We start from the raw sequence: 24,534 nt of genomic DNA on the forward strand, positions 1-24,534 counted from the left end.
GGATCATTATGGCAGTGAGGCGCAAGCACCGGATGTTTGTTCGACGTAGCTTTGAACTTTCTGAAGCATAGCGTCGCAGGCCGGAATGAGTTGCGCCTGTTGCTTGCGAATCGGATTGAATTCCCCCTTCAAGCCGCCGCTCTTGCGCAAAACTACCGCTGCGTACTCGGTGGAGAAGGCTGGACAAGATTTTGTCAATCGTTGCCAGTCCGCGCCGGGTCCCGCGCCCACCACATCACTAGTGGCATCCGGGCATTTCGGATTGTGACTCAGTCTGATGGCGCAAGACACATTGCCTTTGAACTGATCCAGCATGCAACCGTCCTGACTCGTCTGGTATTTCTGAAAGAGCGCATCAAGGGAGGGATCGGCTCGCCGGGCGCCGTAGGATGTTTGAAAAAGCCCTGCTTCGGCGCTGTCTGGCTCGTTGAAACACTGACTCACGTCTCGTCCTTCGCAGTACTTTCCTGAACTCTCGCGCATCCCTAGACCTAGAAGCAGCAGGTATGTGTGCCGCAAGGTGCTTACACCCGATTGGTCGTTGCTCATACCCAGTTGTTTGAAGGCCGAGTTGTATACAGCCAGTCCGTCGGTATTCTGATTTTGGGGGGCGACGGCGCGAGACGCGACCACGACATCGGCGTTCGTTGGATGACAGACGGAACGTGCAAAGACTAGGGATATGCCGACGACATAAGACCTCGGGGCAGGTCCGCGACTCTTCCAGTCGACTTTCGGACAGGAAGACGTAGAGACGATTTTCGTGATCGCCGACACGGGACTCACCGAAACGGCCGGCGCACTGGCTTGTGCGCTCGCGGTCGTTGGGTAAAAGTGAAGAAAAGCGGTGCCAAGCGCCGTGACCGCCAGGTCATTGAGTCGTTTCACGTTCCACCCTCCTATTCGTTCGCACAGTTAATTTTCCGACGGTCCGAGAAGGCAAAGTAGGCAATAGAAACTGCTTTTGTTATGGATAGGGTCGCTTTATGTAATCTACCAGACATTCGCTGCATAATCACAGACTTTGTTTGGATTATTGCAAATGAATAACGCATTTTAATGGGATCTGATATCCCAGCGGCCCCGCCGACACCCGGGCATCACGTCGGCGTTCTAGCCGTGAGGCATCGCTGGTTGGTCGTCTCGGCGGGCTGAGCCACCGGCGTTAGGTCGGGCTACCCAGCGGTTGAGTGTTGGTGATCCCAGTGCTCCCCTGAGCGCCGGCGGGGAACGGGGCCGCCGTCCGCCATTAGCAGACTTTCTGCAAAACATAATAAAAGGGAATTCAACTCACGGCAGAATTTTGGGCCCTCTAATCTGGTTGCTGTCTTAACACCTGGTCGTTTCGTCATATGACGTAGGAACGGCGCTCCCGCTCGGGGCTTGCGCGCGGCGTCTCTGCAACCTTCAACACGGTTAGATACCAATGAAAAAGTCAGTTTTCCTGCTAGCTTCGCTTAGCGGTTTCTCAGTTGTCGCGCACGCGCAAAGCAGCGTGACCTTGTACGGTCTCATCGATGTTGGCATCGCTTACTCGAATAATGCCGGCGGTCACAGCCAGTACCAGATGAGCAGCGGAAACATCCAGGGCAGTCGTTGGGGACTGCGTGGCACGGAAGATCTGGGCAATGGCCTGAAGACATTGTTCGTTCTGGAGAACGGCTTTAGCGTGGCGACCGGAAAGCTGGGGCAGGGCGGTGACGAGTTCGGACGTCAAGCCTACGTGGGTTTGTCTTCGACCCGTATGGGTACGGTCACCGCGGGTCGCCAGTACGATTCGATTGCCGATTTCACCGGTGTATTCGAAGTGGCCGATCAGTGGTCGCCGTACTATGGCGCGCATCCGGGCGATCTCGACAACATGAACAACACGAACCGGGTCAACAACGCGATCAAATTCAAAAGTCTGAACTATAGCGGCTTCTCGTTCGGCGGCATGTACAGTTTGGGTGGTGTCGCAGGCCAGTTCAGCCGCAATCAGATCTGGTCGCTGGGTGCGGGCTATACGAACGGACCGTTCGCGCTGGCTGTTGCGTACGTTGATGCCAGAGACCCCAACTTCTCATATTTCGGCAATAACTCGACCTCCAGCACGACGGCGTCCAACATGACGGCGAGCCGCGTGTACTCGGGCTACGCATCGGCGAAAACCCAGGCGATCTTTACGGCCGGCGGTGCCTACACGTTCGGCGCGGCGACGTTCGGCGCAACCTATAGCAACACGCAGTTCAAGGATATCGGCGCCCTGGCTGGCTTGTCGGCAACGGGTTCGGGTGGCGACGCGAAGTTTCACAATGTCGAAGTCAACTTCAAGTATCAGATCACGCCGGTTTTTCTTGCCGGTGCTGCCTATGACTACACCAAAGGCTACGGCGTCAACGACGCCCAATACCAGCAGGGCGTGCTCGGGGTCGACTACTTCCTGTCGAAGCGCACCGATGTCTACGTCGACGGCGTTTTCCAGCACGCTTCCGGCACGGACTCGACGGGCGCGCGTGCTGTAGCCAATATCAACTTCCTGTCCGCGTCGACGACGCAGAATCAGGTGCTCGCAATCGTTGGGATGCGGCACAAATTCTAAGGGCATCCGCACCGACTCGGGTGAAGGGGCGCGACGGGCGCGCGGAGTGACGCGCTGGCCACACATCAAAAGAGGTGCGGCACGGCATCGGCGGTCGCCGTGCCCAATTTTCGTAAGCGCCGCTTATGAACAGATAAACCGGGGCTTAAGAAGAAAACTCCGGGATTCTGTTCGATTAACGTCGCAGGTATCGCGTCACGTCCGGTCACGCGCGAGCAAAGGCGTGTCGTTGCGAACCCGAGGGTATTCACATGCAGAACCTGCCGTACGGCCAGATTTCCCCAGGCGATTCGCCAGTGCTGGTCGTGACTCCACATACTGGAACGTCCGTGCCGGCGCAGTTGCTGTCCAACCCCGCGTGGGTCCCCGTGGAGGGCCGCCTGGCTGATCCCTTTGGAGCGCTGCTGCAATCGGCCGCGATGAAAATGGGCGTGACGTGCGTCTCCGCCCGCTACCATCCTTGCGTCATCGACTTCAACGTCGCGCTCGATAACAGGCCGTTATCGCCCCGGCTCAATCGCGTGGGACTGTGCAGGACACATACATCCAGAGGCGAAGCGTTGTATCCGGAAGGGCAAGAGCCCTCCGAAGCAGAGGTGAGCGAGCGTGTCGAAGCTTGCTGGAAACCGTTCCACGCGGCGGTTGCCAAAGAAGCGCTGCGACTGTCCGCCATGCATGAGAATGTCCTGCTTCTCGTCTCGCACGCCAGTTCGTGGCTCTCTCCGTATCGCGAACAGCCGGGTGCCGCGGACTGCAACATCGGCACTAATCGCGGCGCGGCTTGCGACAGGCGTCTGGTCGCCGCGATTACCGAGTCGGTTCAGGCATTCAGCCGGTCATGGGTAGTCAACGGCAAGCTTGCCGACGTATTCGCCGCGCAACATTACGGTCTGCCGGCGAGCGGCGTTCACGCAATCGAGGTCGAAGTAGCGGGCCGCTGGCGTAAGGATTGCGAGCAGCGAAGCGCGATGCCGCCGGACAGCGAGTCGGGGCATGATGCTGCACCGGCTACGATGCTCGATGCGCTCGAGGCAGTCCTGAAGAAGCTGCCGCGGAACCGGCAGGCCGTCCATGCCGCCTCCGAACCCGATGGGCGTGCCTAGGACCAGAAGCACACCGAAGCGGTCGCATTGCCCCGGCGGCAATATAATCGGACTCTGTTGCCAATCCATCGCCGACCATGAAAGAGAGCGCGCCCGAACAGTATCCTGACTGGGACCTGCTAGCCAGTTGGGTCGCCGTGGTCGAGGCCGGTTCGATCTCGGACGCGGCGAGCCGGCTCGCCATCTCGCAGGCCGGCGTCTCGCAGCGCATCAAGGCGCTGGAGACCATTCTCGATACCACGCTGCTCGACCGCGCTACCCGGCCCGCCCGGCCCACCGCCGCGGGACAGCGGCTTTTCGAGCATGCCACCGTGCTTTTGCAGGGCGCGGACCAGATGGTCGAGAGCGTGCGCAACGTGACGAGAGCGAAGCGCGTGGTCGTCCGGTTGGGGTGTGTGGATTCGTTTGCGGCCACGATTGGACCGATCATCATCAAGGCGCTGGCCGGCACGTCGCACCAGATTCGCCTGTGGTCGGGCATCACGCCTACGCTGGACGGCCAGCTCGAGGCGCGTCAGCTCGACATGGCGGTGACGACCACAGGTCTCGCGCAAGCGCCCGGTATCCGCCGCCAAAAACTGTTCTCCGAGCCCTACTTCGTGGTTTTGCCGAAGAGTTTCGAGGTCGACCGCCTGACGACGCTGGCGGACCTGAGCCGGCATCTTCAGCTCATCCGTTACAGCGCGCGATCGGTGATCGGGCAACACGTCGATGCCTATCTGGCCGCGCATTCGGAAAGCGTTGAACGCACCTGTGAATTCGATGCGACCGACCCGATGCTTAGCCTCGTCGCCGCCGGACTCGGCTTCGCGATCACCACGCCGCTGTGCGTGTGGCAGTCGCGACATTACATACCTGATCTGCGGGTTGTGCCGTTGTCGGCTTTTTCGCGGCATGGCCGGTCGCACGCCGGGCTCAGCCGCTCGTTCTTTCTCGCTTTCCGGGAAAACGAACTCGGCCATCTTCCTTCCGATCTATACGACCTGCTGCGGCGTGCCTACGAACGGCAGGTTTCGCGCGATATCGCCCAGGCGTTATCGCTGAAGCCCGAAGACGTTTGCCTGCCGGAAGCGGATTAGCACGGAGTCCCGGACCTGAAGACGGCACGTTTCCGGCGTGCCTTGCCGCGCGCCGGGCCTGCGTTTTCCATAACTGCGTCAGATTCAATTCATAACCGCCGGTTTAACAAGCGCCCGCTCTTTTTGCCGCGACTACTCTCGAAACTGCAGTCAACCGTCGCAGCAAAGCAGCGGCGAAGCGCGCGAAAGCTTGCCTTCGACGCCAGGGTGCACGCTGATGTCGGTTCAATTAACGGCTTTTCTTAAGGAGTAGGCGTGATTTCAGGTCCACAATTCCCGTTGCCGGCTAATGAGCCGGAAGTGCATTTCGGCCGCGGAACGTCGGCTGCCAATGAGCTGACCAAAGCACTCGAACAACGTGACGTCGTCGAAATCCCGACGGTGATTGGCGGTAAGCGCTATTTCTCGAACGACGTCGTGGAAGTGCGCGCGCCGCATGACCACCAACGGCTGCTTGCACGCATTCACCGCCCTACCGAAGCACAGATAAACGAAGCGATTGCCAGTTCGAAAGCCGTTGCGCGCGACTGGGCGAATCTGACCCACGCGAGCCGCGCGACCATTCTGCACCGTGCCGCGGAAATCGTCGCGACGCGTTCGCGGATGAAGATCAACGCCGCGACCATGCTCGGTCAGAGCAAGACGGTCGAAGAGGCCGAGCCGGATAGCGCCTGCGAGCTGATCGATTTCCTGCGCTTCAACGCTTATAACGCGCAACGCGTGTACGCGGAGCAGCCCATGTCGGTGGCGAGCGCGGCGAACCGCATCGATTGGCGTCCTCTGGAGGGCTTCGTCTATGCCGTGTCGCCGTTCAACTTCACCGCGATCGGCGCAAACTTGACGACCGCGCCTGCAATCATGGGCAACACCGTGATGTGGAAGCCGTCTGAAAAGTCGGCGCTGGCCAACTACATCTTCTTCGAAGCACTCGAGGAAGCCGGCTTGCCGCCAGGAGTGATCAATTTTGTACCGGGTGACGCTGAACTGACGACGCGCGTTGCACTGTCGTCACGCGATCTCGCGGGTATTCACTTCACGGGCTCGTCGGCGGTGTTCCAGTCGCTGTGGAAGGGCGTCGCGTCGAAGGTCGATTCGTTCCGGACCATTCCGCGTCTGGTCGGCGAGACCGGCGGCAAGGACTTCGTTCTGGCGCACCCCTCCGCGAATGCTTCTGAAGTCGCCATTGCATTGATTCGCGGCGCCTTTGGTTATCAAGGTCAGAAGTGCAGTGCGGCATCGCGCGCCTATATTCCGAAGAGCTTGTGGGGCGCGGTCGAGCAGGAATTGCGTGAGCGCCTCGCGCAACTGAAGGTTGGCGATGTCGCGGATTTCAGCACGTTCATGGGAGCGGTGATCTCGCAGGCTTCCCATCAGAAGCTCAGCCGCGTTCTTTCGGCAGCGAAGGAAGACACGGCGGTCGAGGTGGTGTCCGGCGGTAAAACGTGGTCCGAGCCGGGCTACTTCGTCGAGCCGACCGTGCTTCAGGTGTCCGATCCGCAGCATGCACTGATGACCGAAGAACTGTTTGGTCCGATCCTCTCGCTGTTCGTGTACGAAGACGGCGCGTGGCCGGAGACCCTCGAACTGATCGACGCGACAAGCCCATACGCGCTGACCGGTTCGATCTTCTGCACCGACCGTTTTGCGCTGCACCAGGCGGAGGCCGCGCTCGTCAACGCAGCCGGCAACCTTTATCTGAACGACAAGCCGACCGGCGCAATGATCGGTCAGCAGCCGTTCGGCGGCGGCCGCGCAAGCGGGACCAACGACAAGGCGGGCTCGTATCTGAATCTGTTGCGTTGGGCATCGCCGCGAACGGTCAAGGAAACTTACCTGCCGACGCGCGACTGGCAGTTCGGCGCATAGGCGCTTCGCCTTCTTCAAACGCGTCACAGCGCCTGGCGACAGGGAATGCCCATTTTGCCAGGCGCCTTCAAGCGGAAGATTGCAACAGGCAGCGCTTCCGGGCCAAGCTTCACGCCTAGCCCTTCAAATCCCTTCCGTTGCGGCTTTCCCCTGTGCTACTCGAATTCAGGTGGTTCGCGCCTGGCTGCTCTGTCACAGTGCTCGTGCTGCGCAAGCCACACATCCGCCGAGCCTCCCAAATACCCAAGGCGGGCGGCCGGACAAGGGTTTGTCCCAATGACAGAATCATTCGCGCGGGCATGGGAAGCGATTAGATAACGGCGTCTTATGAAGATGGTAACGACCTGTGATGGTGCCGCACCCTTGTTTTTGTCTTTCTATCGTGCCAACTATGCGCAGTTCGGTGATCAGCGGTGACGCAGCGAATTTTCATCAGACAAGGGTGTACAGATGAGCACGAAACACAAATACGCGGGCATTCTGACCGCAGTGCCTACCTCGCTGGACAAGGAGGGGCGGTTCCAGCCAGCACCGTTGTATCAGCACATTCAGCGTTTGGCGTCGGCCGGGGCCGACGGTGTCGTGCCGTTAGGCGGGACCGGCGAATACACTTCGCTCTCGGCAAAAGAGCGCCTGCGCGTGGTTGAGACCTCGATCGAGGCGGGCGCGGACAAGTTTCATGTGGTGCCGGGCATCCTGTCGCCGGGTCTTGGCGACGCAGTGGACAACGCCAAGGCTTTCGTCGCCGCTGGAGCAAAGGCCCTGATGGTCGTCACGCCGTACTATTTCCGTCCCACGCAGGACGGCATTGTCGACTACTACAAGAAGTTTGCCGATGAAGTCGACGCCGACATCATTCTCTATGAAATTCCATACCGTACCGGTGTTTCGCTGCACTACGAGACGGTGGCGCGACTGGCCGAACTGACCCGCGTCGTCGGCATCAAGGCCTGTAATCCGGACCTCGCGCAGCAGATGCGCGCAGCCGAACTGGCCGCATCGAAAATCGCCATCCTGAGCGGCGAAGAGGATGTGTTGCCGCTGCATGTCGCAATGGGCGCGGTCGGCGGGATCATCTCGAGTTCAAACCTGATTCCGAAGCAATGGGCCAAGGTGCTATCGCTTGCTTCCAGTGGAAAACTCCACGAAGCCGTGGCGCTGCATGCGACGCTGCGACCCATGATCGACGCCATTTTCGCGGAGCCGAACCCGGCCCCCATCAAGGCTGCGCTCGCGTTGCAAGGGTATGACTTCGGCGACGTGCTGCCGCCCATGTTGAGTGCGTCCGATGCGCTAAGGCGTCGTCTGGCGACCGTCATCGCGCCCATCGTGGCGCGTGAATCCGAGTAGATCAATCATCCTATAAGGGGACAGCGCCATGTCAGCTGATTCGAAAATCATCATGCCCCGCCGCCGGTTTTTGCAGGCGGCGGGTACCACCCTGCTTTCGACCGCGATTGCGGCGCCGATGGTCATTACCTCGCGCAAGGCGATGGCAGCTAGCAATCTGACGGTTGTAAGTTGGGGCGGAAACTATCATGCAGGCGTCGAAGAAGCACTTGCGAAGCCTTTTGAAAAAGAGTTTGGCGTCCATGTGACTCTCGTCGATACCCCGGACCTCGCGAAAGTGAAGGCTCAGGTGATGACGAATAATGTCCAGTGGGACGTATTCGACGCCGTCGGCCCAATGGCGATGACCGGTGCGAAGAATGATTACTGGGAACCCCTTGACCCAGCCCTGTTCAACCGCAGCGACCTGATCGCCCCAATGACAAAATATGCGGTCCCCCTGTATGGGTTCACAGGCGGCATTTGCTGGGACGACAGCAAATTTCCCGACGGCAAGCATCCACAGACCTTTGCCGATTATTTTGACGTTAAAAAGTTTCCCGGCCAGAGGACGCTGCGTAACCGGGCGAGTGAGACACTTGAAATCGCGTTGCTTGCCGATGGAGTCGCTCCGGACAAGCTGTACCCCCTTGACGTCGAACGTGCGTTTAAGGCGCTCGACCGTATCAAGCCGTCTGTCGGCAACTGGGTAGACCAGACGCCACAAACCGTCACGCTCGTTGAGACCGGTCAGGTTGACTTCAGCTACACCTATTCGACGCGCGTGAAGGCGGCTCAGGAAGCAAACAAGCCAATCAACTTCTCGTTCAAGCAGAATCTGATTGGACTTGAGTACCTGGTGGTTCTCAAGAACTCGCCCAATAAGGCGAATGCGATGAAGTTCGTGCAATTCGCCCTTCGTCCGGATCGGCAGGCTGCCCTGATGAATGCGCTTGGCAACACTCCTGCGAGTCGCAGTGCCATGCAGATGGTGAAGCCCGAAGTCCGTAAATGGATGTCTGATCCATTCAACAAGATGAACGTGATTAGCAACGATGCATGGTGGGCCGACCACTACGACGACTTGACCTTGCGATTCAAGGAGTGGGTGCTCGGCTAATTGTGCCCGGTTCCCGATGTGGGCGGGATGCATCGGCAGCGTTGTCTAAGGAGGGGTTATGAAATCACGTGTTGACGGACTGCTGTACGTAGGGCCAGCCACGGTATTCCTGTTTTTCGTATTGTTCGTTCCGCTCGCCTACGTCGTCTATACGAGTTTCTGGATTGGGAATGGCCCCTCCTTGTCTGCGTATCAGCGACTGTTGGGAAGCGAACTGTTCCTTCGGACGTTGTGGTCGACGTTCCAGATCAGCATCACAGCATCCGTGGCTAGCCTGCTGCTGGGTTATCCCATCGCCATGCATCTCGCCAAACAAACTCCGCGTAAGAGGGCCATATACATGGTGCTGGTACTCGTACCATTCTGGACCAGCATTCTTGTAAAGAGCTACGCCTTCACGATCTTGCTGGGGCGGGACGGCCTTGTGAACCACATGCTCACAGCCATGCTTCATACGCGGGTGCAACTGCCTCTGCTGTTTAACCGGTTTGGCGTGATGGTGGGGATGACCAACTACCTGATTCCCTTCATTGTGTTTCCCATTCTTGCGAGCCTTCTGTCAATTGACAAGTCACTGTATCGGGCTTCCGAAATCATGGGTGCCAAGCCGCCGCGTATCTTCTTCCGCATTACGCTGCCATTGAGCCTTCCGGGAATTGCTGCCGCAACGCTGAGCACCACGGTGATGTCCATGGGATTTTTCGTGATCCCGGCGCTGTTGGGGGGGCGTAAGGACGCAATGATGTCCAATCTCGTGGACTTCTATACCCGGGAAACGATGGACTGGAACATGGCTTCCGCAATCGGTGTGATTCTGCTCGCAATCGTCACGCTCGCAGCAATGGGCGCGGACCACTTCCAGCGACGCGACGCGAAGAAAAGGGTGATGGCATGACAACGTCGATTGATATGGCTATCCCGGTAGCCGAAGCGCCTGGCGTCGTTGTCGACAAGCTGGAGCGGCGCTACGTAAGCCTGCGCAATGTAATAGCGTTTTCGGTGTATGCCTTCATCCTCGTGCCGACCTTGATTGTGATTCCGATCTCGTTCGGGGGCAGCGGCGAATTGACGTTTCCACCGCGCGTATGGTCCCTCGAGTTGTATGAGCAGCTATTCAGCTCGTCCTCATGGGTAGGGCCGATCCTGCAAAGTCTCAAGGTGGCCAGCTTGACGATGGTGATCTCGATTCTGATCGGCGTGCCGGCATCGTACGGCCTCGTGCGGTTCGAATTTCCGGGAAAGCGGTGGGTGATGCTGCTGCTGATGAGTCCGATTCTCGTACCTGTCATCGTCATTTCGCTTGGCCTGTACCTTTATCTGTCGCGGCTGCATCTGGTGGGCACAACAGCGGGCCTGGTCGCGAGTCACGTTGCGTACGTCACGCCGTTCATGATGATGACGGTGATGGCCGGTGTCAAAAAGCTGGATCCAGCACTGGAGTTCGCGACGACCATCATGGGCGCCAATCGCCGAACGGTGTTTTTCAAGGCGGTCTTGCCGCAATTGCGGCCGTCGATTTTCGCGGGAGCGTTGTTCGCTTTTCTCGTGTCTTTCGACGAAGTCGTGATCGCGTGGTTTCTCACGAGCCCGACGACGACCACGTTGCCAGTCAAGATGTACAGCAGTATTCAGTGGGATATCACACCCGTCATTGCCACCGTATCGGCACTGCTGACGGTGCTCTCACTCGTGTTTTGCTGCATTTCGGTTTTTTTGCAGCCAGCAGCAGCTGAATCGTCACATTGAGGTCGGAGAAAAGCATGTCACATGTACTGCTCGAGAAAAATGGGCGGCCTTCGGCCCGGACGAACCCATCGATCAACGGAGATCTGAACACCATGTCGACCTCAATCAACACCGGGGACAACATGATCGTGTTTCAGGGAATCAGCAAGAGCTATGGCAGTTCGGTAGCGTTGCACACCACTGATTTCGCTGTTCGCAAAGGCGAATTTCTGAGCCTGCTGGGGCCGAGCGGATCGGGAAAAAGCACCATCCTCAATATCATCGCGGGCGCGGTCGCCCCTTCCACGGGGAGCATCCTGCTGGACGGCAAGGACGTGTCGACGGTCCCGCCGCGTGAACGCGGTCTGGGCATGGTTTTTCAGAACTATGCGTTGCTGCCGCATCTGAATGTGTTCGACAACGTCGCTTTCCCGTTGCGCATTCGCGGCATGGCCAAGTCGGAGATCCAGCAGCGTGTTCGCAACGCACTGGAACGCGTTGGGCTGACTGGTTTTGAAAATCGCAAGCCACGCGAGATGTCCGGCGGCCAGCAACAGCGCGTTGGCATTGCACGCTGTATCGTGTATTCGCCTTCGGTGATTCTGATGGACGAGCCGCTCGGCGCGCTCGACAAGAAGCTACGTGACCAGCTTCAAGGCGAGATCAAGCGTCTGCACCGCGATCTGGGTACAACGCTGGTTTACGTGACGCACGATCAGGAAGAGGCTTTGAATCTCTCCGACCGCGTATGTCTGATGAACGGCGGACGCATCGCACAGCTCGGCACGCCGGATGAGCTTTACTTCGAACCGACCAGTGAATTCGTCGCGGACTTCGTCGGAGAATCCAATCTGCTCGAAGGCGTTGTCGCGACGGAAAACACGGTTGCTGTCAACGGCAACTGGTTGCTGAAGGTCCGCAGCACGGAAGGGCATGTGATTGGTTCGAAGGTGAAGGTGCTGGTGCGCCCGGAGAAGATTTCGGTGCTCGAAGAGAATGAGCCCGCAGTCTCGGGCGGCGACGACATGAACGAATGCACCGGCGTCATCTCCCAGATTTCGTTCGTGGGCGGCATGACCCGCTTCGAAATGACGACTACCGGTGGACCATCGCTTCTGGTCAAGACCATCTCCGCGCGTGCAGCCGAACGTTCGCCGTTGGGTCGTCCGCTTACCGTCCGCTGGTCGGCTCGCGACAGCGCGGTTCTGAAAAAATAATACCGATATGAATTCAAATACTCTCGTTGCCGCAATGATGGAGTTGGTGGGGAACGCCAACGTGATCGACGCTCCGTCCGACATGGGGCCGTATCTGGTCGACTGGCGCAAGCGTCATTCCGGGACGGCTGCCTGCGTTGTGTTTCCGCGTACGACGGAGCAGGTGTCGAAGGTGCTCGCTTTCTGTAACGACAACGCCATCAAGGTGTTTCCGCAGGGCGGCAACACCAGCGTCTGCGGCGGCTCCGTGCCGGACCACAGCGGCCAGAGCGTGCTGCTGAACATGCGCAAGATGAACCGCATCATCGAACTGAACCCGCGCAATAATTCGATGACGGTCGAAGCCGGCTGCGTGCTCGCCGACATCCAGGCTGCCGCGCTCGAAGTCGATCGCTTGTTCCCGCTGACGCTGGGTGCAGAAGGCTCCTGCCAGATCGGCGGAAACATCGCAACGAACGCAGGCGGCACGAACGTGCTGCGCTTCGGCAATACGCGTGACCTGATTCTCGGTATCGAGGTCGTGCTGGCGGATGGTCGTATCTGGAACGGTCTGCGTTCGTTGAGAAAAAATAACAGCGGGTACGATTTGAAGAACCTCTTCATCGGCTCGGAAGGAACGCTTGGTGTGGTGACGGCGGCCACCCTGAAGCTGTTTCCACGGCCGCGTGCCATCGCGACTGCGATGCTGGGTGTGGACACCGTGTCCGCCGCGGTCGATGAAGGCCTCAAGCTCCAGGCAGCGTTCCCCGGCGAACTCGTCGGACTCGAACTGATCTCGCAAAGCGAATTCGACATTTCGCTGCGGCATGCTGAAAACGCAAGGAATCCGTTTCAGAAGACGCCGAAGTGGGCGGTGCTCGTCGAACTCGCCGCCGCAACGGGTACGAGCGAGTCGCTGGCAGACCGGTTGACGGAAGCGCTGGGCGAGTCAATCAGCAATGGCGTCGTGCAGGACGCGCTGATTGCGTCGAATGAACAGCAACGCGCCGAGCTTTGGGGCATCCGGCATCACGTTACCGAGGCGAACGGCCGCGAGGGGATGGGGCTCACGCATGACATCGCTGTACCCACGTACCGGATTCCGGACTTCACCGAACTCGCGGGGCAGGCGCTGGCGGAACACTACCCGGCGGCTGTGCCTGTCGTGGTGGGACACATGGGCGACGGGAATCTTCACTACATCGCCATGTTCACGCACGAATACTGGGCTGGCGTCGAGGACAAGGCCGGCGTTCAACTGAAACTAAGCCATCTGCTCTATGACATCGCAGCCGGCATGGGGGGCACGTTTAGCGCGGAGCATGGCATCGGCTCGCTGCATGTGTCGGAGATGGGTATCTATAAAGATGCTGACGAAGTGGCGCTGATGCGGGAATTCAAGCAACTGCTCGACCCGAACGACACAATGAACCCCGGCCGCGTGCTGCCGAAACAAGCGACTGCGATTCAGGGCGCCTGATGGTATTTTCCTGCATCGCTGACTATCGTTCGGCCACGCAGCGATTCCTGCCCGATTTCGCTTTCAGTTATCTGGAGGGGGGAGCAGAAGATGAAATCACTATGCGACGCAACCGGCTCGCTTTCGAGCGAGTCACGTTTGCGCCGCGTGTGTTGATCGACGTCACTCAGGTCAACACCGGGGTGACGCTGGCCGATGCCAACGCGGCGTGGCCGGCGGTGGTCGGCCCGACGGGTTTGAACGGACTTTACCGCCGCGAGGCGGAAGAGACGCTCGCTCGTTCCGCGTGCGCGGCAGGTCTGCCGTTTGTTCTCTCCACGGCATCGACCAGCCTCCTTGAAAACGTCCGCAAGGCATCGGACGGCGATCTCTGGCTGCAACTCTACGTCCAGCAGGACAGGCGAATTGCGGAAGACATGATGGCACGCGCAAGAGCGTCTGGTTTTTCGACCCTTCTGCTAACAGTTGATACGCCCGTAACCGGTCAACGCGATCACTACGCGAGGACAGGTTTCACGCTTCCTCTCCGGTGGACGCCAAGACTGCTATGGGACATTGCTACCCATCCGCGCTGGACTGCAATGGTCGGCGTGCATGGCGTTCCCGAACTCGTCAATCTTGCGCGCAGTGCCCGGATCGGTCCGGGGATCGAGGCGCAGGCTGCAGCGCTGAGCCGGCAAATGGATATGTCGCTGGGCTGGAGCGATCTTGCCTGGGTCCGCCGGCACTGGCCGGGCAAGCTACTCGTCAAAGGGATACAAACGGTCGCCGACGCCGTCAAGGCTGCACGGCATGACGTCGACGGCATCGTTCTTTCCAACCATGGTGGCCGTCAACTGGATGGCGCACCTGGCGCGCTTGAAATTCTGGCCGACACGGTATCTGCCACTTCGCACGAATTCATCGTGCTGATTGACGGTGGTGTACGCCGTGGGAGCGATATTGCAAAGGCCGTGGCGCTCGGCGCCGACGGAGTGCTGCTGGGACGTGCACCGCTCTATGGGCTCGCCGCTTCGGGTTCGCGTGGGGTAGACGATGTGCTTGTGATGCTGAAAAAAGAACTCGAGATCTGCTTGCGCCTTCTCGGCTGTCCCGACATCGGTTTACTCGACGCGAGTTACGTTGCGAGCACGCGGGATTCGTGTGCGGGCGAATTTATGCATCGACCGCCGAAACTACGGAGATAAGACTGTGATTGAACCTGTTTTCCGATTTCACGAGGGCAAGCTGCCCTTGCTGATTTCGATTCCGCATCTGGGTACGGAGATTCCGGAACCGGTCCGAAGCCAGCTCACCGAAGTCGCCTCGCAAGTCGCCGACACGGACTGGCATCTGGACAAGCTGTACGACTTCGCCAGAATGTCGGGCGCGTCGGTTCTCGGTGCCCGATACTCCCGCTACGTCATCGACCTCAATCGTCCAGTGAGTGGGGAGAGCCTTTATCCCGGACAGACGACAACCGGCCTTTGCCCTGGAGAAACCTTTCGCGGCGAGCCTCTATACCGCAACGGCACAGGCCCGGACGAACAGGAACTGACGGCCCGGATGAAGGCGTACTGGACTCCTTACCATACGAAGCTGCGTGAAGAGCTTGAGCGCCTGAAGGCCCAATTCGGCGCTGTCCTGCTATGGGAAGCGCATTCGATTGCCAGCGTACTGCCTCGCCTGTTCGACGGAAAGCTACCGGATCTGAACCTTGGTACGAACTCCGGCAAGAGCTGTGACGCCCGTATCCTGGATGCCGTTACGCAGACGCTCGAAGGTCAGTCATTCACGTGGGTGGCGAACGGGCGATTCAAAGGTGGATACATCACGCGGGAATATGGACGCCCCGAACAGGGCATTCATGCGATCCAACTTGAGATGTGTCAATCGACCTATATGAACGAAACGGCGCCGTTTGCTTATCGGCCGGATCTGGCGAGCCAGATCGGACCGGTGGTGGAACGCATGGTCACGACTGCTGTCGAGACCATGCGCGCGCTGCCTGATTGATCGAGCTGGCTATTCCACACGAGCGAGGCACGTCGAATGCGACGTGCCTTTTTTATTACTGTGCGCAAAGGCAATGCGGCGCGATGGCCGCATGCAACGCTCTACCGCTTACAACGATTGAGTCAGTGTCGGCACCGCCTCGAACAGATCGCCTACCAGACCGTAATCGGCGACGCTAAAGATAGGCGCATCAGCGTCTTTATTGATCGCGACGATCACCTTGGAGTCTTTCATCCCGGCCAGATGCTGGATCGCGCCCGAGATACCCACAGCGACATACAGTTCCGGGGCGACGATTTTTCCGGTCTGGCCCACTTGCCAGTCGTTGGGCGCATAGCCGGAATCGACTGCCGCGCGAGAGGCGCCGACCGCCGCACCCAGCTTCTGAGCTAGCGGGTCGAGCAGCGCAAAGTTCTCCTTGCTGCCGAGTCCCCGACCACCCGATACGACGACACGCGCCGCTGTGAGCTCAGGCCGGTCACTCATGGCGACTTCACGACGGATAAATGTCGAGAGGCCGGAATCCGCGACCGACGGCACGGTTTCGATCGCCGCGCTGCCGCCTTCAGTGCGGGCCGCATCGAACGCCGTCGTGCGAATGGTCGCGACTTTGACCGGATCGAACGACTGCACCGTGGCGATCGCGTTGCCGGCATAGACAGGGCGCTGGAACGTATCGGCCGACTCGATGGCGATGACGTCGGAAATCTGCGAGGCGTCGAGCTTCGCCGCGACGCGCGGCGCCGTATTCTTCCCGGCTGCAGTGGCGGGGAAAAAGATATGTGTATAGTTGCCGGCCAACGTCAACACCTGCGCAGCGATATTCTCGGCGAGGCCGTCGGCAAATTGCGGTGCATCGGCGAGGATGACCTTGTCCACCCCGGCGACCTTGCTGACTGCCTCGGCCACAGTCTGTGCGTCGCTACCGGCCACGAGAACATGGACGCCATTCGACAGTTGCGTCGCAGCGGCGATCGTGTGGAGCGTCGAACTTCTGATTTGAGCGTTGTCGTGTTCGGCAATAACAAGCGTCGTCATTTAAATCACCTTTGCTTCAGTTTTCAATTTTTCGACGAGCGCCGCGACGTCCGGCACCATCACGCCGGCCTTGCGCACGGCAGGTTCAGCGACCTTCAGTGTCTTCAGACGCGGCGCCGGGTCAACGCCGAAGTCGGAAGGCTTGACCACTTCGATTGGCTTCTTCTTTGCCTTCATGATGTTCGGCAAGGTGACGTAGCGTGGCTCGTTCAGGCGCAGATCCGTGGTCACGATTGCGGGTAGGCGCAGCGAAACGACTTCCACTCCGCCGTCCACTTCCCGCGTGACGGTAGCGGCGCCGTCAGCGATTTCGATATTGCTGGCAAACGTGGCTTGCGGCCAGTCGAGCAGTGCGGCGAGCAACTGGCCGGTCTGACCCGCGTCGCCGTCGATAGCCTGCTTGCCGAGGATAACCAGTTGAGGTTGTTCTTTTTCGACCACCGCCTTGAGCAGCTTGGCAACCGCGAGCGGCTGCAACTCGGCGTCCGTTTCCACCAGCACGCCACGGTCCGCACCAATCGCCAATGCGGTGCGCAGCGTTTCCTGGCTTTGCGTCGGACCGCAGGACACGGCGATTACCTCGGTCGCCTGGCCGGCTTCCTTCAGGCGCGTGGCCGCTTCGACGGCGATTTCGTCGAAGGGATTCATCGACATCTTGACGTTGCCGATATCCACGCCGCTTTGATCGGCTTTCACGCGGACTTTGACGTTGTAGTCGACCACACGCTTTACCGCGGTAACAATTTTCATCTCATCTTCCTCGTTGATTCAGTCATTTATCCGGATACCGGACGGCTCGATGGTCACGAGAAACGCCAGTCTCGGCGCTTCGCCGCCAGGCGCGGCAGCTTTCGCGGGGGCCAGTTGAAGGGGGCGCGTAACGTCGTTGACGACCAGCACATGTCCGCGCTCGACGTTGCCTGAGCGGTGCGCACCGGACTCCGAAAACGTGCAGCCGCTATCGAGCGCCACGACGACGGCGGCGCAGTTCAGCGGGACATTCGTGGCGCCCACGATCGCACGCACCCTTACCCGATATCGGCCACGGCTGCTCATCACATTGAGCGCGGTGACCGGACCATCGATCAGCGACGCGTTCCATTGAGCGTCACCGTCGAATTCGACTGCTTCAAACGGCTTGAGCCGCACGGTTGCGTGGTTATCGCGCAGCATGACACCGCGGCCACGAAGGACCAGTGAAATCCGCGCAATACCTTCGAACCGTGAATACGGGCCGTCACGTTCGATCTCCGCCAGACTGATTCGCCATTGATTGCTTCCCGTCGCCAGGGTGCGCGTGGTTCCGCCGCCGTTGCGCCAGGGTTCTTCAGGAACCGATGCGATGGGACGCACATCGATCAAAGACATGATCTCGACCTCAGGACACCGCACCGAGACCGTATTTGCCGGTCAGCAGTTCACCTGTCGTAAACCGTTCGATGGAGTAGGGCTTGAGCGATACGTCGGTTGGCAAGCCGAGTGCTTCCTGAGCGAGGACGCGTCCGACAGTCGGCGAGAGCTTGAAGCCGTGGCCCGAGAAGCCATAGCCGACCACGAGTCCTTCAATGCCGGGCAATTTGCCGAGCACAGGGTTCCAGTCCGGCGTCACGTCGTAGACGCCTGTCCATGACGAAGCGATCCCCGCGGTTTCGTATTCCGGGAAGCGTTCGGCGACCTGGGCGCCGACTTCGACGACGTAGTCCATCGGGATATCGCCTTGCTCCACTTCGGCCGTGTTGAGCTTTTCGCCAACCACGCCTTCGCTCACCAGCATCTGACTGCCGCCGTAGCTGCGGTAGTAGAGCATGCCGGGAGAAGCCAGATCCTTGAACACCGGCATCGAGAACGTGTACTTCGCGGCATCGCATTCGAGCGCCAGCACGGCATGGCGCTCGGGCATGACCGGCAGTGATTTGCCGGTCCAGCCGGCGAGTTCCGGTGTCCAGATGTTCTGTGTGCTGATGACCATCGATGTCTTGAAGTCGCCGATGCTGGTGGATACGCCAACCACCTTGCCGTTCTCGATCAGAATCCTGTTGACCGATGCGTTCTCGCGGATCGTCACGCCGCCGCGGCGGGCGGCGCGCGCGAAGCTGGTGGCCACCAGGTACGCGTCGGCAAAACCGGCCTCGGGTTCGTAGCCGATCAGCGCAGCATCGCCGAACTGTGCGATGGGCAGCAACTCTTTAGCCTGCTTTGTGTCGAGCAATTCGAGCGGAATGCCTTGCTCTTTCTGCTGGTCGAGCGAAGCCTGCAGCGGTTCGAGTTTGTCGCCCTCGGCTGCGACGATCATGTATCCGCATTTGACCAGCCCGCACGACGCTTCGTCGTCGCCCAGGTAGGACGCGAAATGGTTGAAGACGTCCCACGATTTGCGTGCCAGTTCAACATTTTCCTTCACCGAGTAGTGGGTGCGCAGAATGCCCGAGGATTGCGACGTCGTTCCGGCACCAATCGTACCCCGATCGAGCACGAGCACGTTTTTCGCACCGAGTTTCGCAAGCTGAAACGCTACTGAACTACCAATAACGCCAGCCCCGATCACCACCACATCATATGTATTCACGTTCAGCTTCCTCTTGAGCAAGGTGTGAGCGAAGTGTGATGCGGCAAAAACAGGGGGCCAGAAATATAAGCGGATTCGATTATTAGCAGAAGCGCCTGTCAGGGATGCGAATGAACATTGGATGGACCCGCACCGGTTTGGATCGCGAATGACCGGGTTCGGCTGACGGGCGCGTGAAGGGTTGCCGAAAGGAGAAAACGGTACATCAAGAGTACTTATCCAAAGCATAAGACTCTGTCGTGAAAGATGCCGCGGGTTTTTTGCATGCGTAGGCTCTATTTCGACGGTATGCCGTCAAGCCGGAATCGCCCTCAAGCGAGGCGGTTTTCGTAGGCGCATCGCCTCGCTGATCAGGTTGCACCACCAAGTGTGAGAGGCCAATCATGTCGAAGTCGACTCAACCCGCTCCGGATACGGAACGGCGGCAGTTTCTATCGGGCGTTGCGGGGATTGCAGTAGCCGCCGCGACCTCGCCATTGTTGTTTCATTCGAAGCGGGCGTTCGCCGCGGATCAGCAGATGACGTTGGTCAGTTGGGGCGGCGCTTATCGGCAGGCAGTCGAAGAGTCGGTGGTCAAGCCGTTCACGAAAGAAACGGGCATTCAGGTGACGATTGTCGACACCCCCGACATGGCCAAGCTCCGTGCACAGGTGCAAACCGACAATGTCCAGTGGGACGTTTTCGATGCTCCCGGTGCACTCGGTGTTGCCGGCGCGAATGCCGGGTTGTGGGAGCCGCTCGACGCGGCAATGTTTGACCGGAACGACCTGATCATCGATATCAGAAACAATCTTCTGCCCTGGTATGTGTTCGTTGGCGGCGTGGCCTGGGACCCAAAGAAGTATCCATCAGGCAAGCACCCGAAGAACTTCAAGGAGTATTTCGACACGAAAGCGTTTCCTGGTCGACGCACCTTCCGGAATCGTCCCAGCGAGACATTTGAAGCGGCTCTGCTCGCCGATGGCGTGTCGCCGAAGCATCTTTATCCGCTTGACATAGACCGCGCATTCAAATCGCTGGAGCGGATCAAGCCCGACGTGGTCAAGTGGATCGATCAGACTCCCCAGACGCTGACCCTGCTTCAGACAGGCGAGGCGGATTTCACCTATACGTACGCATCGCGTGTGCGGCCGGCGAGGGCTAGTGGCCAGTCCGTCGATTTTTCATTCGACCAGACGGTCAATGGCTTCGAATATCTCGCTATCGTCAAGAACGCGCCGAACAAGGTCGCCGCCACGAAATTCCTCGCGTTCGCGGCGCGCCCCGACCGCCAGGCGGCCTTCATGGAACTCATCGGAAACACCCCTGGCAGCAAGAAAGCACTCACGTTGATGAGCGCGGACAGCCGGAAGTGGATTCCGGATTTGCAATCCGAAAACAGTGTGCTGATGGACGACGCGTGGTGGGCAAAGAATTTCGATGACGTGACGCGACGCTTCAAGGAATGGACGCTGTCGTGAATCGGCGGAGTCAGCCGGCCGCGGCTTTACCGCAAAACCTGGAAACATCGGGACATTCAGGCAAGGAAACAACATGCAATCGAAAGCGAATAACGAAGACGACCTCGCTCAACTCAAGCAGCGTGTCGATATGGCAGGGACATTCGGCTGGTCGATGGTCTCCGGTATCACGGCGATCGTTTTGCGGGAGAAGGGTGAAGCGGCATTGAACAATGTCTGGCGTACCTTGATGACGGCCGAACAATCGGACCGCTTTCTCGCGGCACTTGAGAAGTTGGGCATCAAGGGCGATACCCCGGCAGTGACCGCCGCCAAATATCACTATTTCAGCAATTCGATTGGCGGCATCAACATGCAATACATGGAGGAATCGCCGAGGAAGGTGTGGATACGATATCTGCCGCCATGGGGATCGTTCCCGGGTATCTCGGCGCTTACGGTGCCGACGTCGGTGCGTCGGACGATTCTATCCACGTGGCATCCGCGCAACGGCGAGCTATTAGGCTGTCCGCGGTTGGGTTGGGTCGCGACCAAGTTCGTCGCGGAAGGCCACCCGTACGACGAAGGCTACTTCCTGGAATACGATCACGACCTGAAACCCGAAGAGCGTTTCAAGGTACAGCATGTCGAGAAGACGCCCGAATTCGATGCGTCGAAGGCGCCGAAACTCGACCCCATTGCGTGGCCCGAAGCCCGTGTTCTGAAAGGCAGCGCGAACTATGCATCGGACTACGTCAAGCATGTCGTGGAAGCCGTGATCCAGTTGTTCGGAATCAATGCAGCCTGCTTTATCGTCGAGTCGGCGATGAAGCTGCTCGCGGTGCAATTCACGCCGGCGCTGAAGGCGCTTTCCGGCGTCGAAGGCAATCGCCCTGCTGCGCTCGCGCAAATGTACGCAACGATGATGGGCGCGTTCAAAAATGCACCACAGTGGAAAAGCACGGGCGAAGACTCGGCAGAGGTGACGTTCGATACGTTCGAGCCGTTTCCATTTCAGCAGTCGGACGAAATGCGCCGGGCCGTCTTCGCGTTCTTCGATATCGGAGTGTGCACGCTCAATGGCCATATCAAACTCGAACGTTATTTCGACCGCAGCAGCGGAGTAGAGCGGTGGACGTTCGTCGATACGCACAAGTGGCTCTGGTGACTGACGTTATATAGCTGGAAACAGGAACTCGAATGAACTATTTGTCGGCGGAAGAGAGTATTCCTAGCTTGCTTCGTGAATGCGCACGGAACAACGCTGCGCATATCTTCTGCAAGTCTGGCGATTTCGCATTGACGTATGCGCAGCTAAACGAGCGGGTCAACCGGCTCGCCAATGGCCTCGCCGAATGCGGCGTCGCGGCGGGCGACCGGGTCGCCGTGATGTTGGCCCATCATGTCGATCACGCGCTGACGTTTTTCGCGCTCGCGAAGCTGGGCGCGGTTCAGGTGCCGGTGAATACGCACCTCAAAGGGGCCGGCCTCGAGCATGTCGTCACGCATTCGGACCCTCGCTTCATGATTGCTGACGACGTGTACGCAGCGGTCCTCGAACCGATTCTGAGCGCTACTCCTGCGCTGCGAACGATATGGCGCGGAGAATGTCCGCGCTGGTCGGCGAACCCGGCGTCGTTCGAAGCGCTGGCTTCGCACCCGGACTCTGAAGAACCACCGTATCAGGCTGACGACTCGGACCAGCGCGCCATTCTGTACACATCCGGTACGACTGGCCCGGCCAAGGGTGTCCAGATGACCGACCGGATGTATCGCGCTGCCGCGCTCGGTTCATCCTGGATTGGCTCGATTACGCCGGGCAGTGTGCTTCACTTCTGGGACCCGATTTACCACGTATTCGGCAGCGAAGTGCTGGTAATGGCGCTGATGCAACCCATCACGCTTGCGTTCGTGCCGAAGTTCAGCGCGTCGAAGTTCTGGGACGAGGTTGCCCGGTATCGGGCCACTCATTTGCACTTCGTGGGCGGCGTCCTGCAATTGCTGCTGAAGCAACCGCTGTCGCAAGCCGATAGACAGCATCAACTGAAAGTGGCGTGGGGTGGCGGCGCGCCGGTCAACGTGTGGAGCGAGTTTCAGCAGCGTTTCGGCGTGCCGGTCAGAGAAGGCTATGGTATGACCGAGACGTCGAGCTTTAGCGTGATCAATGTCGACGGCAAGCTGGGTTCTATTGGCAGGGCGGTCGACTATTTCGACGTCGAAATAGTCGATGAGAAAGGTTGCCGGCTACCCGCTGGCCAGATTGGTGAAATACGGGTAGCCGAACGGGAACCCGGAACGTTGACCCGTGGCTACTTCAGGAACGACGAAAAGACCGCTGAAGCCATTCGCGATGGATGGCTCTATACCGGCGATCTGGGGCGTGAGGACGAAGAGGGCTATCTGTTCTTTCTTGGCCGGAAAAAGGATAGCTTGCGAAGACGGGGCGAGAACGTCTCGGCATGGGAGGTGGAGAACGTCGTGAACTCGCATCCCGATGTGGAAGAAAGCGCACTCATCGGCGTGGTCAATGAGTTCTCGGACGAAGATCTGAAGATTTTCCTGAAGTTGAAATGCGACGCCGCCAACTTCGACCATGCGGAGTTCGTCTCCTGGTGCGAGACACGGATGGCGCGGTTCCAGGTTCCCCGGTTCATTGCCATTGTCGAAGGATTTTCGAAAACGCCGACGCAGAGAATTCAGAAGCAGGTTTTGTCGGCGAGAACGGACGATTGCTGGGATGCGGGCGCGCAACGAGCGGTAGCGTCCTGATCGAGTCGTGGACTGGCAAGCGGCGCGTTTGTCGCTTGGCTATGATTTCGAACGGCCTGGCGTCGTGCGATCGCCGCGCTCAGGACGCTTCACCCCACTGCATGTGCGCCATCGAGCTTCGCTGCATACGAATCAAAAATTCGAGCCGGCAAGTTCGGCAGAACCGCCCTCAAGGAAGGCTCGATCACGTCCCGAACAATGGCGATCGATTCGCGTGTCACCGCCTCCGCCACGTCGGACCACTCCGAGCGCCGCGTGAGCAGATAGAAGTGTCTGTGCCCGAGACGTGTCTGTGGCAAGGGGACGACACTGATGTCGTTGAAATGAACGCGTGACTGCCACAAACAGAGCGGGGACGTTATCGCACACCCGAAGCCTGCGGCGACCAGACTCAGAATCGGATCGGTATCGTCGAATTCATAGCGCCTCGGCGCATCGAAATTCATGTGGGTGACGAATCGCTCGATCTGCTGTCCTATTACCGACCTTGCCGTGTAGCGCAGCAAGGGCATGTCGCGCAATATCTGCTGAAACTCGACCGGTGATCCTGAATTGCGCCTGTTTTTGGAGACTACCGCTAACATGCACTCCGAAAAGAGCGGTCTAAGTACGACCCGTTTGGGATCAAGCGTGGCCTCGGTGCAGATGGCGAGATCGAGTTCGCGGTTCACCAGTTGTTCGCTGAGCGTGGGCGTCAGACCCGACCACATGGAGAAGTCTTGTGCCCTTTCAGACAAGCGTCGAACGAGGTGAGGTCCCACGCTGGCGGCATAAGAGTCGACGCAACCGATCCGAAGGCTCGCGACGCCGGTCTTCGCCGCCGCCCGTACATTCAACGCAACCGCTTGCGCGTGTTCCAGCAGCGCGCCCGCCTGCTCGAACAGAATCCTGCCCGCGGCGTTGGGGCGCACAGGCCGGAAGTCACGGTCGAACAGCGACACGCCTTGCTCGCGTTCCAGGCTGGCGATGAGTTGACTGACCGCGCTTTGAGTCACGCCCAGTACGCGCGCGGCTTCCGTCATCGATTTCGTTTCGCAGACCGCGACGAATGCCTGAAGAGCCCATAAGTCGACGTTATTGGTCGAGTTTCGCATACCCTTTCCCTCCGTATGCGATCCTGCGACCGCTATAAAAGTTCGACTGCAAACCAACCCGTGATTGTGTGGAGCATAAGAAACCTTTATGTCGCGAAGGTCGCATTTATGGGGTTCTACGATGGCCCGTGCCCGAGATGTGGTCACTGCCGCC

Annotated in this window: 21 protein-coding genes; 15 read left to right on the plus strand and 6 right to left on the minus strand. The window is 59.1% G+C overall.

Going from position 1 to position 24,534, the window contains the following annotated elements; genetic code table 11:
- Positions 1-6: 6 nt before the first annotated feature.
- On the minus strand, positions 7-888 hold the full coding sequence (locus tag AC1ECK_RS16130; protein ID WP_480320807.1) for a hypothetical protein: 882 nt from the start codon (positions 886-888) through the stop codon (positions 7-9).
- A 538-nt stretch (positions 889-1,426) separates the two neighbouring features.
- Here AC1ECK_RS16130 and AC1ECK_RS16135 point away from each other — a divergent pair.
- The 12 genes from AC1ECK_RS16135 (at position 1,427) to hutG (ending at position 15,474) form a co-directional block, all read left to right on the plus strand.
- Entirely contained in the window at positions 1,427-2,581 is a 1,155-nt protein-coding gene (locus AC1ECK_RS16135) for a porin (RefSeq protein WP_480320809.1), read from the plus strand.
- Positions 2,582-2,832: 251 nt separating this feature from the next.
- Positions 2,833-3,684: an N-formylglutamate amidohydrolase gene (locus AC1ECK_RS16140; protein ID WP_480320811.1), complete on the plus strand. Its 852-nt coding sequence runs from the start codon at positions 2,833-2,835 to the stop codon at positions 3,682-3,684.
- A gap of 77 nt (positions 3,685-3,761) precedes the next feature.
- Positions 3,762-4,763 (plus strand): LysR family transcriptional regulator, encoded by a 1,002-nt coding sequence (locus AC1ECK_RS16145; protein WP_480320813.1) that lies wholly within the window; start codon positions 3,762-3,764, stop codon positions 4,761-4,763.
- Between the two features lie 255 nt (positions 4,764-5,018).
- Positions 5,019-6,629, plus strand: coding sequence for an L-glutamate gamma-semialdehyde dehydrogenase (gene pruA / locus AC1ECK_RS16150; protein ID WP_480320815.1), 1,611 nt, complete (start codon positions 5,019-5,021; stop codon positions 6,627-6,629).
- A gap of 450 nt (positions 6,630-7,079) precedes the next feature.
- Positions 7,080-7,979 carry a 4-hydroxy-tetrahydrodipicolinate synthase gene (gene dapA / locus AC1ECK_RS16155; protein WP_480320817.1) on the plus strand — a complete coding sequence of 300 codons (900 nt, stop codon included), beginning with the start codon at positions 7,080-7,082 and terminating at the stop codon, positions 7,977-7,979.
- Between the two features lie 28 nt (positions 7,980-8,007).
- The gene (locus AC1ECK_RS16160) at positions 8,008-9,078 is read left to right on the plus strand and encodes an ABC transporter substrate-binding protein (RefSeq protein WP_480320819.1); all 1,071 of its coding nucleotides are present in this window, start codon (positions 8,008-8,010) and stop codon (positions 9,076-9,078) included.
- A gap of 58 nt (positions 9,079-9,136) precedes the next feature.
- Positions 9,137-9,973 carry an ABC transporter permease gene (locus AC1ECK_RS16165; protein ID WP_480320821.1) on the plus strand — a complete coding sequence of 279 codons (837 nt, stop codon included), beginning with the start codon at positions 9,137-9,139 and terminating at the stop codon, positions 9,971-9,973.
- A complete protein-coding gene (locus AC1ECK_RS16170; RefSeq protein WP_480320823.1) occupies positions 9,970-10,824 on the plus strand; it encodes an ABC transporter permease in 855 nt (284 codons plus the stop codon). The genes AC1ECK_RS16165 and AC1ECK_RS16170 overlap by 4 nt, the downstream gene beginning before the upstream one ends.
- A gap of 92 nt (positions 10,825-10,916) precedes the next feature.
- On the plus strand, positions 10,917-12,020 hold the full coding sequence (locus AC1ECK_RS16175) for an ABC transporter ATP-binding protein (protein WP_480320825.1): 1,104 nt from the start codon (positions 10,917-10,919) through the stop codon (positions 12,018-12,020).
- A gap of 7 nt (positions 12,021-12,027) precedes the next feature.
- Positions 12,028-13,479, plus strand: a complete 1,452-nt coding sequence (locus AC1ECK_RS16180) for an FAD-binding oxidoreductase (RefSeq protein ID WP_480320827.1) — start codon at positions 12,028-12,030, stop codon at positions 13,477-13,479.
- Positions 13,479-14,666, plus strand: a complete 1,188-nt coding sequence (locus AC1ECK_RS16185) for an alpha-hydroxy acid oxidase (RefSeq protein ID WP_480320829.1) — start codon at positions 13,479-13,481, stop codon at positions 14,664-14,666. Before AC1ECK_RS16180 ends, AC1ECK_RS16185 begins: the two co-directional genes overlap by 1 nt.
- 7 nt (positions 14,667-14,673) lie before the next feature.
- Positions 14,674-15,474 carry an N-formylglutamate deformylase gene (gene hutG, locus AC1ECK_RS16190; protein ID WP_480321071.1) on the plus strand — a complete coding sequence of 267 codons (801 nt, stop codon included), beginning with the start codon at positions 14,674-14,676 and terminating at the stop codon, positions 15,472-15,474.
- A gap of 108 nt (positions 15,475-15,582) precedes the next feature.
- Here the strand turns inward: hutG and AC1ECK_RS16195 are convergent, their stop codons facing one another.
- The 4 genes from AC1ECK_RS16195 to AC1ECK_RS16210 are packed head-to-tail and all read right to left on the minus strand — an operon-like array spanning position 15,583 to position 19,078.
- Complete coding sequence (locus AC1ECK_RS16195; RefSeq protein ID WP_480320831.1) at positions 15,583-16,512, minus strand: electron transfer flavoprotein subunit alpha/FixB family protein; 930 nt, start codon at positions 16,510-16,512, stop codon at positions 15,583-15,585.
- Positions 16,513-17,262, minus strand: coding sequence for an electron transfer flavoprotein subunit beta/FixA family protein (locus tag AC1ECK_RS16200; protein ID WP_480320833.1), 750 nt, complete (start codon positions 17,260-17,262; stop codon positions 16,513-16,515).
- Positions 17,263-17,280: 18 nt separating this feature from the next.
- Positions 17,281-17,880, minus strand: coding sequence for a HutD/Ves family protein (locus AC1ECK_RS16205; RefSeq protein ID WP_480320835.1), 600 nt, complete (start codon positions 17,878-17,880; stop codon positions 17,281-17,283).
- Between the two features lie 10 nt (positions 17,881-17,890).
- Positions 17,891-19,078, minus strand: a complete 1,188-nt coding sequence (locus AC1ECK_RS16210) for an NAD(P)/FAD-dependent oxidoreductase (RefSeq protein ID WP_480320837.1) — start codon at positions 19,076-19,078, stop codon at positions 17,891-17,893.
- 383 nt (positions 19,079-19,461) lie between these two features.
- Here AC1ECK_RS16210 and AC1ECK_RS16215 point away from each other — a divergent pair, with 383 nt between their 5' ends.
- The 3 genes from AC1ECK_RS16215 (at position 19,462) to AC1ECK_RS16225 (ending at position 23,286) form a co-directional block, all read left to right on the plus strand.
- Entirely contained in the window at positions 19,462-20,538 is a 1,077-nt protein-coding gene (locus AC1ECK_RS16215; protein ID WP_480320839.1) for an ABC transporter substrate-binding protein, read from the plus strand.
- Between the two features lie 73 nt (positions 20,539-20,611).
- Positions 20,612-21,685 carry a hypothetical protein gene (locus AC1ECK_RS16220; protein ID WP_480320841.1) on the plus strand — a complete coding sequence of 358 codons (1,074 nt, stop codon included), beginning with the start codon at positions 20,612-20,614 and terminating at the stop codon, positions 21,683-21,685.
- 32 nt (positions 21,686-21,717) lie between these two features.
- The gene (locus tag AC1ECK_RS16225) at positions 21,718-23,286 is read left to right on the plus strand and encodes an AMP-binding protein (protein ID WP_480320843.1); all 1,569 of its coding nucleotides are present in this window, start codon (positions 21,718-21,720) and stop codon (positions 23,284-23,286) included.
- A gap of 89 nt (positions 23,287-23,375) precedes the next feature.
- Here AC1ECK_RS16225 and AC1ECK_RS16230 read toward each other — a convergent pair whose 3' ends face one another.
- Positions 23,376-24,380 (minus strand): LysR family transcriptional regulator, encoded by a 1,005-nt coding sequence (locus AC1ECK_RS16230; RefSeq protein ID WP_480320845.1) that lies wholly within the window; start codon positions 24,378-24,380, stop codon positions 23,376-23,378.
- Positions 24,381-24,534 lie beyond the last annotated feature (154 nt).

The organism is Paraburkholderia sp. SSBN10T, assembly GCF_056619545.1.

Coding starts and splice junctions, on each gene's coding strand:
- AC1ECK_RS16135 (WP_480320809.1), top strand. CDS start 1,427: ATGAAAAAGTCAGTTTTCCTGCTAGCTTCGCTTAGCGGTTTCTCAGTT.
- AC1ECK_RS16140 (WP_480320811.1), top strand. CDS start 2,833: ATGCAGAACCTGCCGTACGGCCAGATTTCCCCAGGCGATTCGCCAGTG.
- AC1ECK_RS16145 (WP_480320813.1), top strand. CDS start 3,762: ATGAAAGAGAGCGCGCCCGAACAGTATCCTGACTGGGACCTGCTAGCC.
- dapA (WP_480320817.1), top strand. CDS start 7,080: ATGAGCACGAAACACAAATACGCGGGCATTCTGACCGCAGTGCCTACC.
- AC1ECK_RS16160 (WP_480320819.1), top strand. CDS start 8,008: ATGTCAGCTGATTCGAAAATCATCATGCCCCGCCGCCGGTTTTTGCAG.
- AC1ECK_RS16165 (WP_480320821.1), top strand. CDS start 9,137: ATGAAATCACGTGTTGACGGACTGCTGTACGTAGGGCCAGCCACGGTA.
- AC1ECK_RS16170 (WP_480320823.1), top strand. CDS start 9,970: ATGACAACGTCGATTGATATGGCTATCCCGGTAGCCGAAGCGCCTGGC.
- AC1ECK_RS16175 (WP_480320825.1), top strand. CDS start 10,917: ATGTCGACCTCAATCAACACCGGGGACAACATGATCGTGTTTCAGGGA.
- AC1ECK_RS16180 (WP_480320827.1), top strand. CDS start 12,028: ATGAATTCAAATACTCTCGTTGCCGCAATGATGGAGTTGGTGGGGAAC.
- AC1ECK_RS16185 (WP_480320829.1), top strand. CDS start 13,479: ATGGTATTTTCCTGCATCGCTGACTATCGTTCGGCCACGCAGCGATTC.
- AC1ECK_RS16195 (WP_480320831.1), bottom strand. CDS start 16,512: ATGACGACGCTTGTTATTGCCGAACACGACAACGCTCAAATCAGAAGT.
- AC1ECK_RS16200 (WP_480320833.1), bottom strand. CDS start 17,262: ATGAAAATTGTTACCGCGGTAAAGCGTGTGGTCGACTACAACGTCAAA.
- AC1ECK_RS16205 (WP_480320835.1), bottom strand. CDS start 17,880: ATGTCTTTGATCGATGTGCGTCCCATCGCATCGGTTCCTGAAGAACCC.
- AC1ECK_RS16215 (WP_480320839.1), top strand. CDS start 19,462: ATGTCGAAGTCGACTCAACCCGCTCCGGATACGGAACGGCGGCAGTTT.
- AC1ECK_RS16220 (WP_480320841.1), top strand. CDS start 20,612: ATGCAATCGAAAGCGAATAACGAAGACGACCTCGCTCAACTCAAGCAG.
- AC1ECK_RS16225 (WP_480320843.1), top strand. CDS start 21,718: ATGAACTATTTGTCGGCGGAAGAGAGTATTCCTAGCTTGCTTCGTGAA.
- AC1ECK_RS16230 (WP_480320845.1), bottom strand. CDS start 24,380: ATGCGAAACTCGACCAATAACGTCGACTTATGGGCTCTTCAGGCATTC.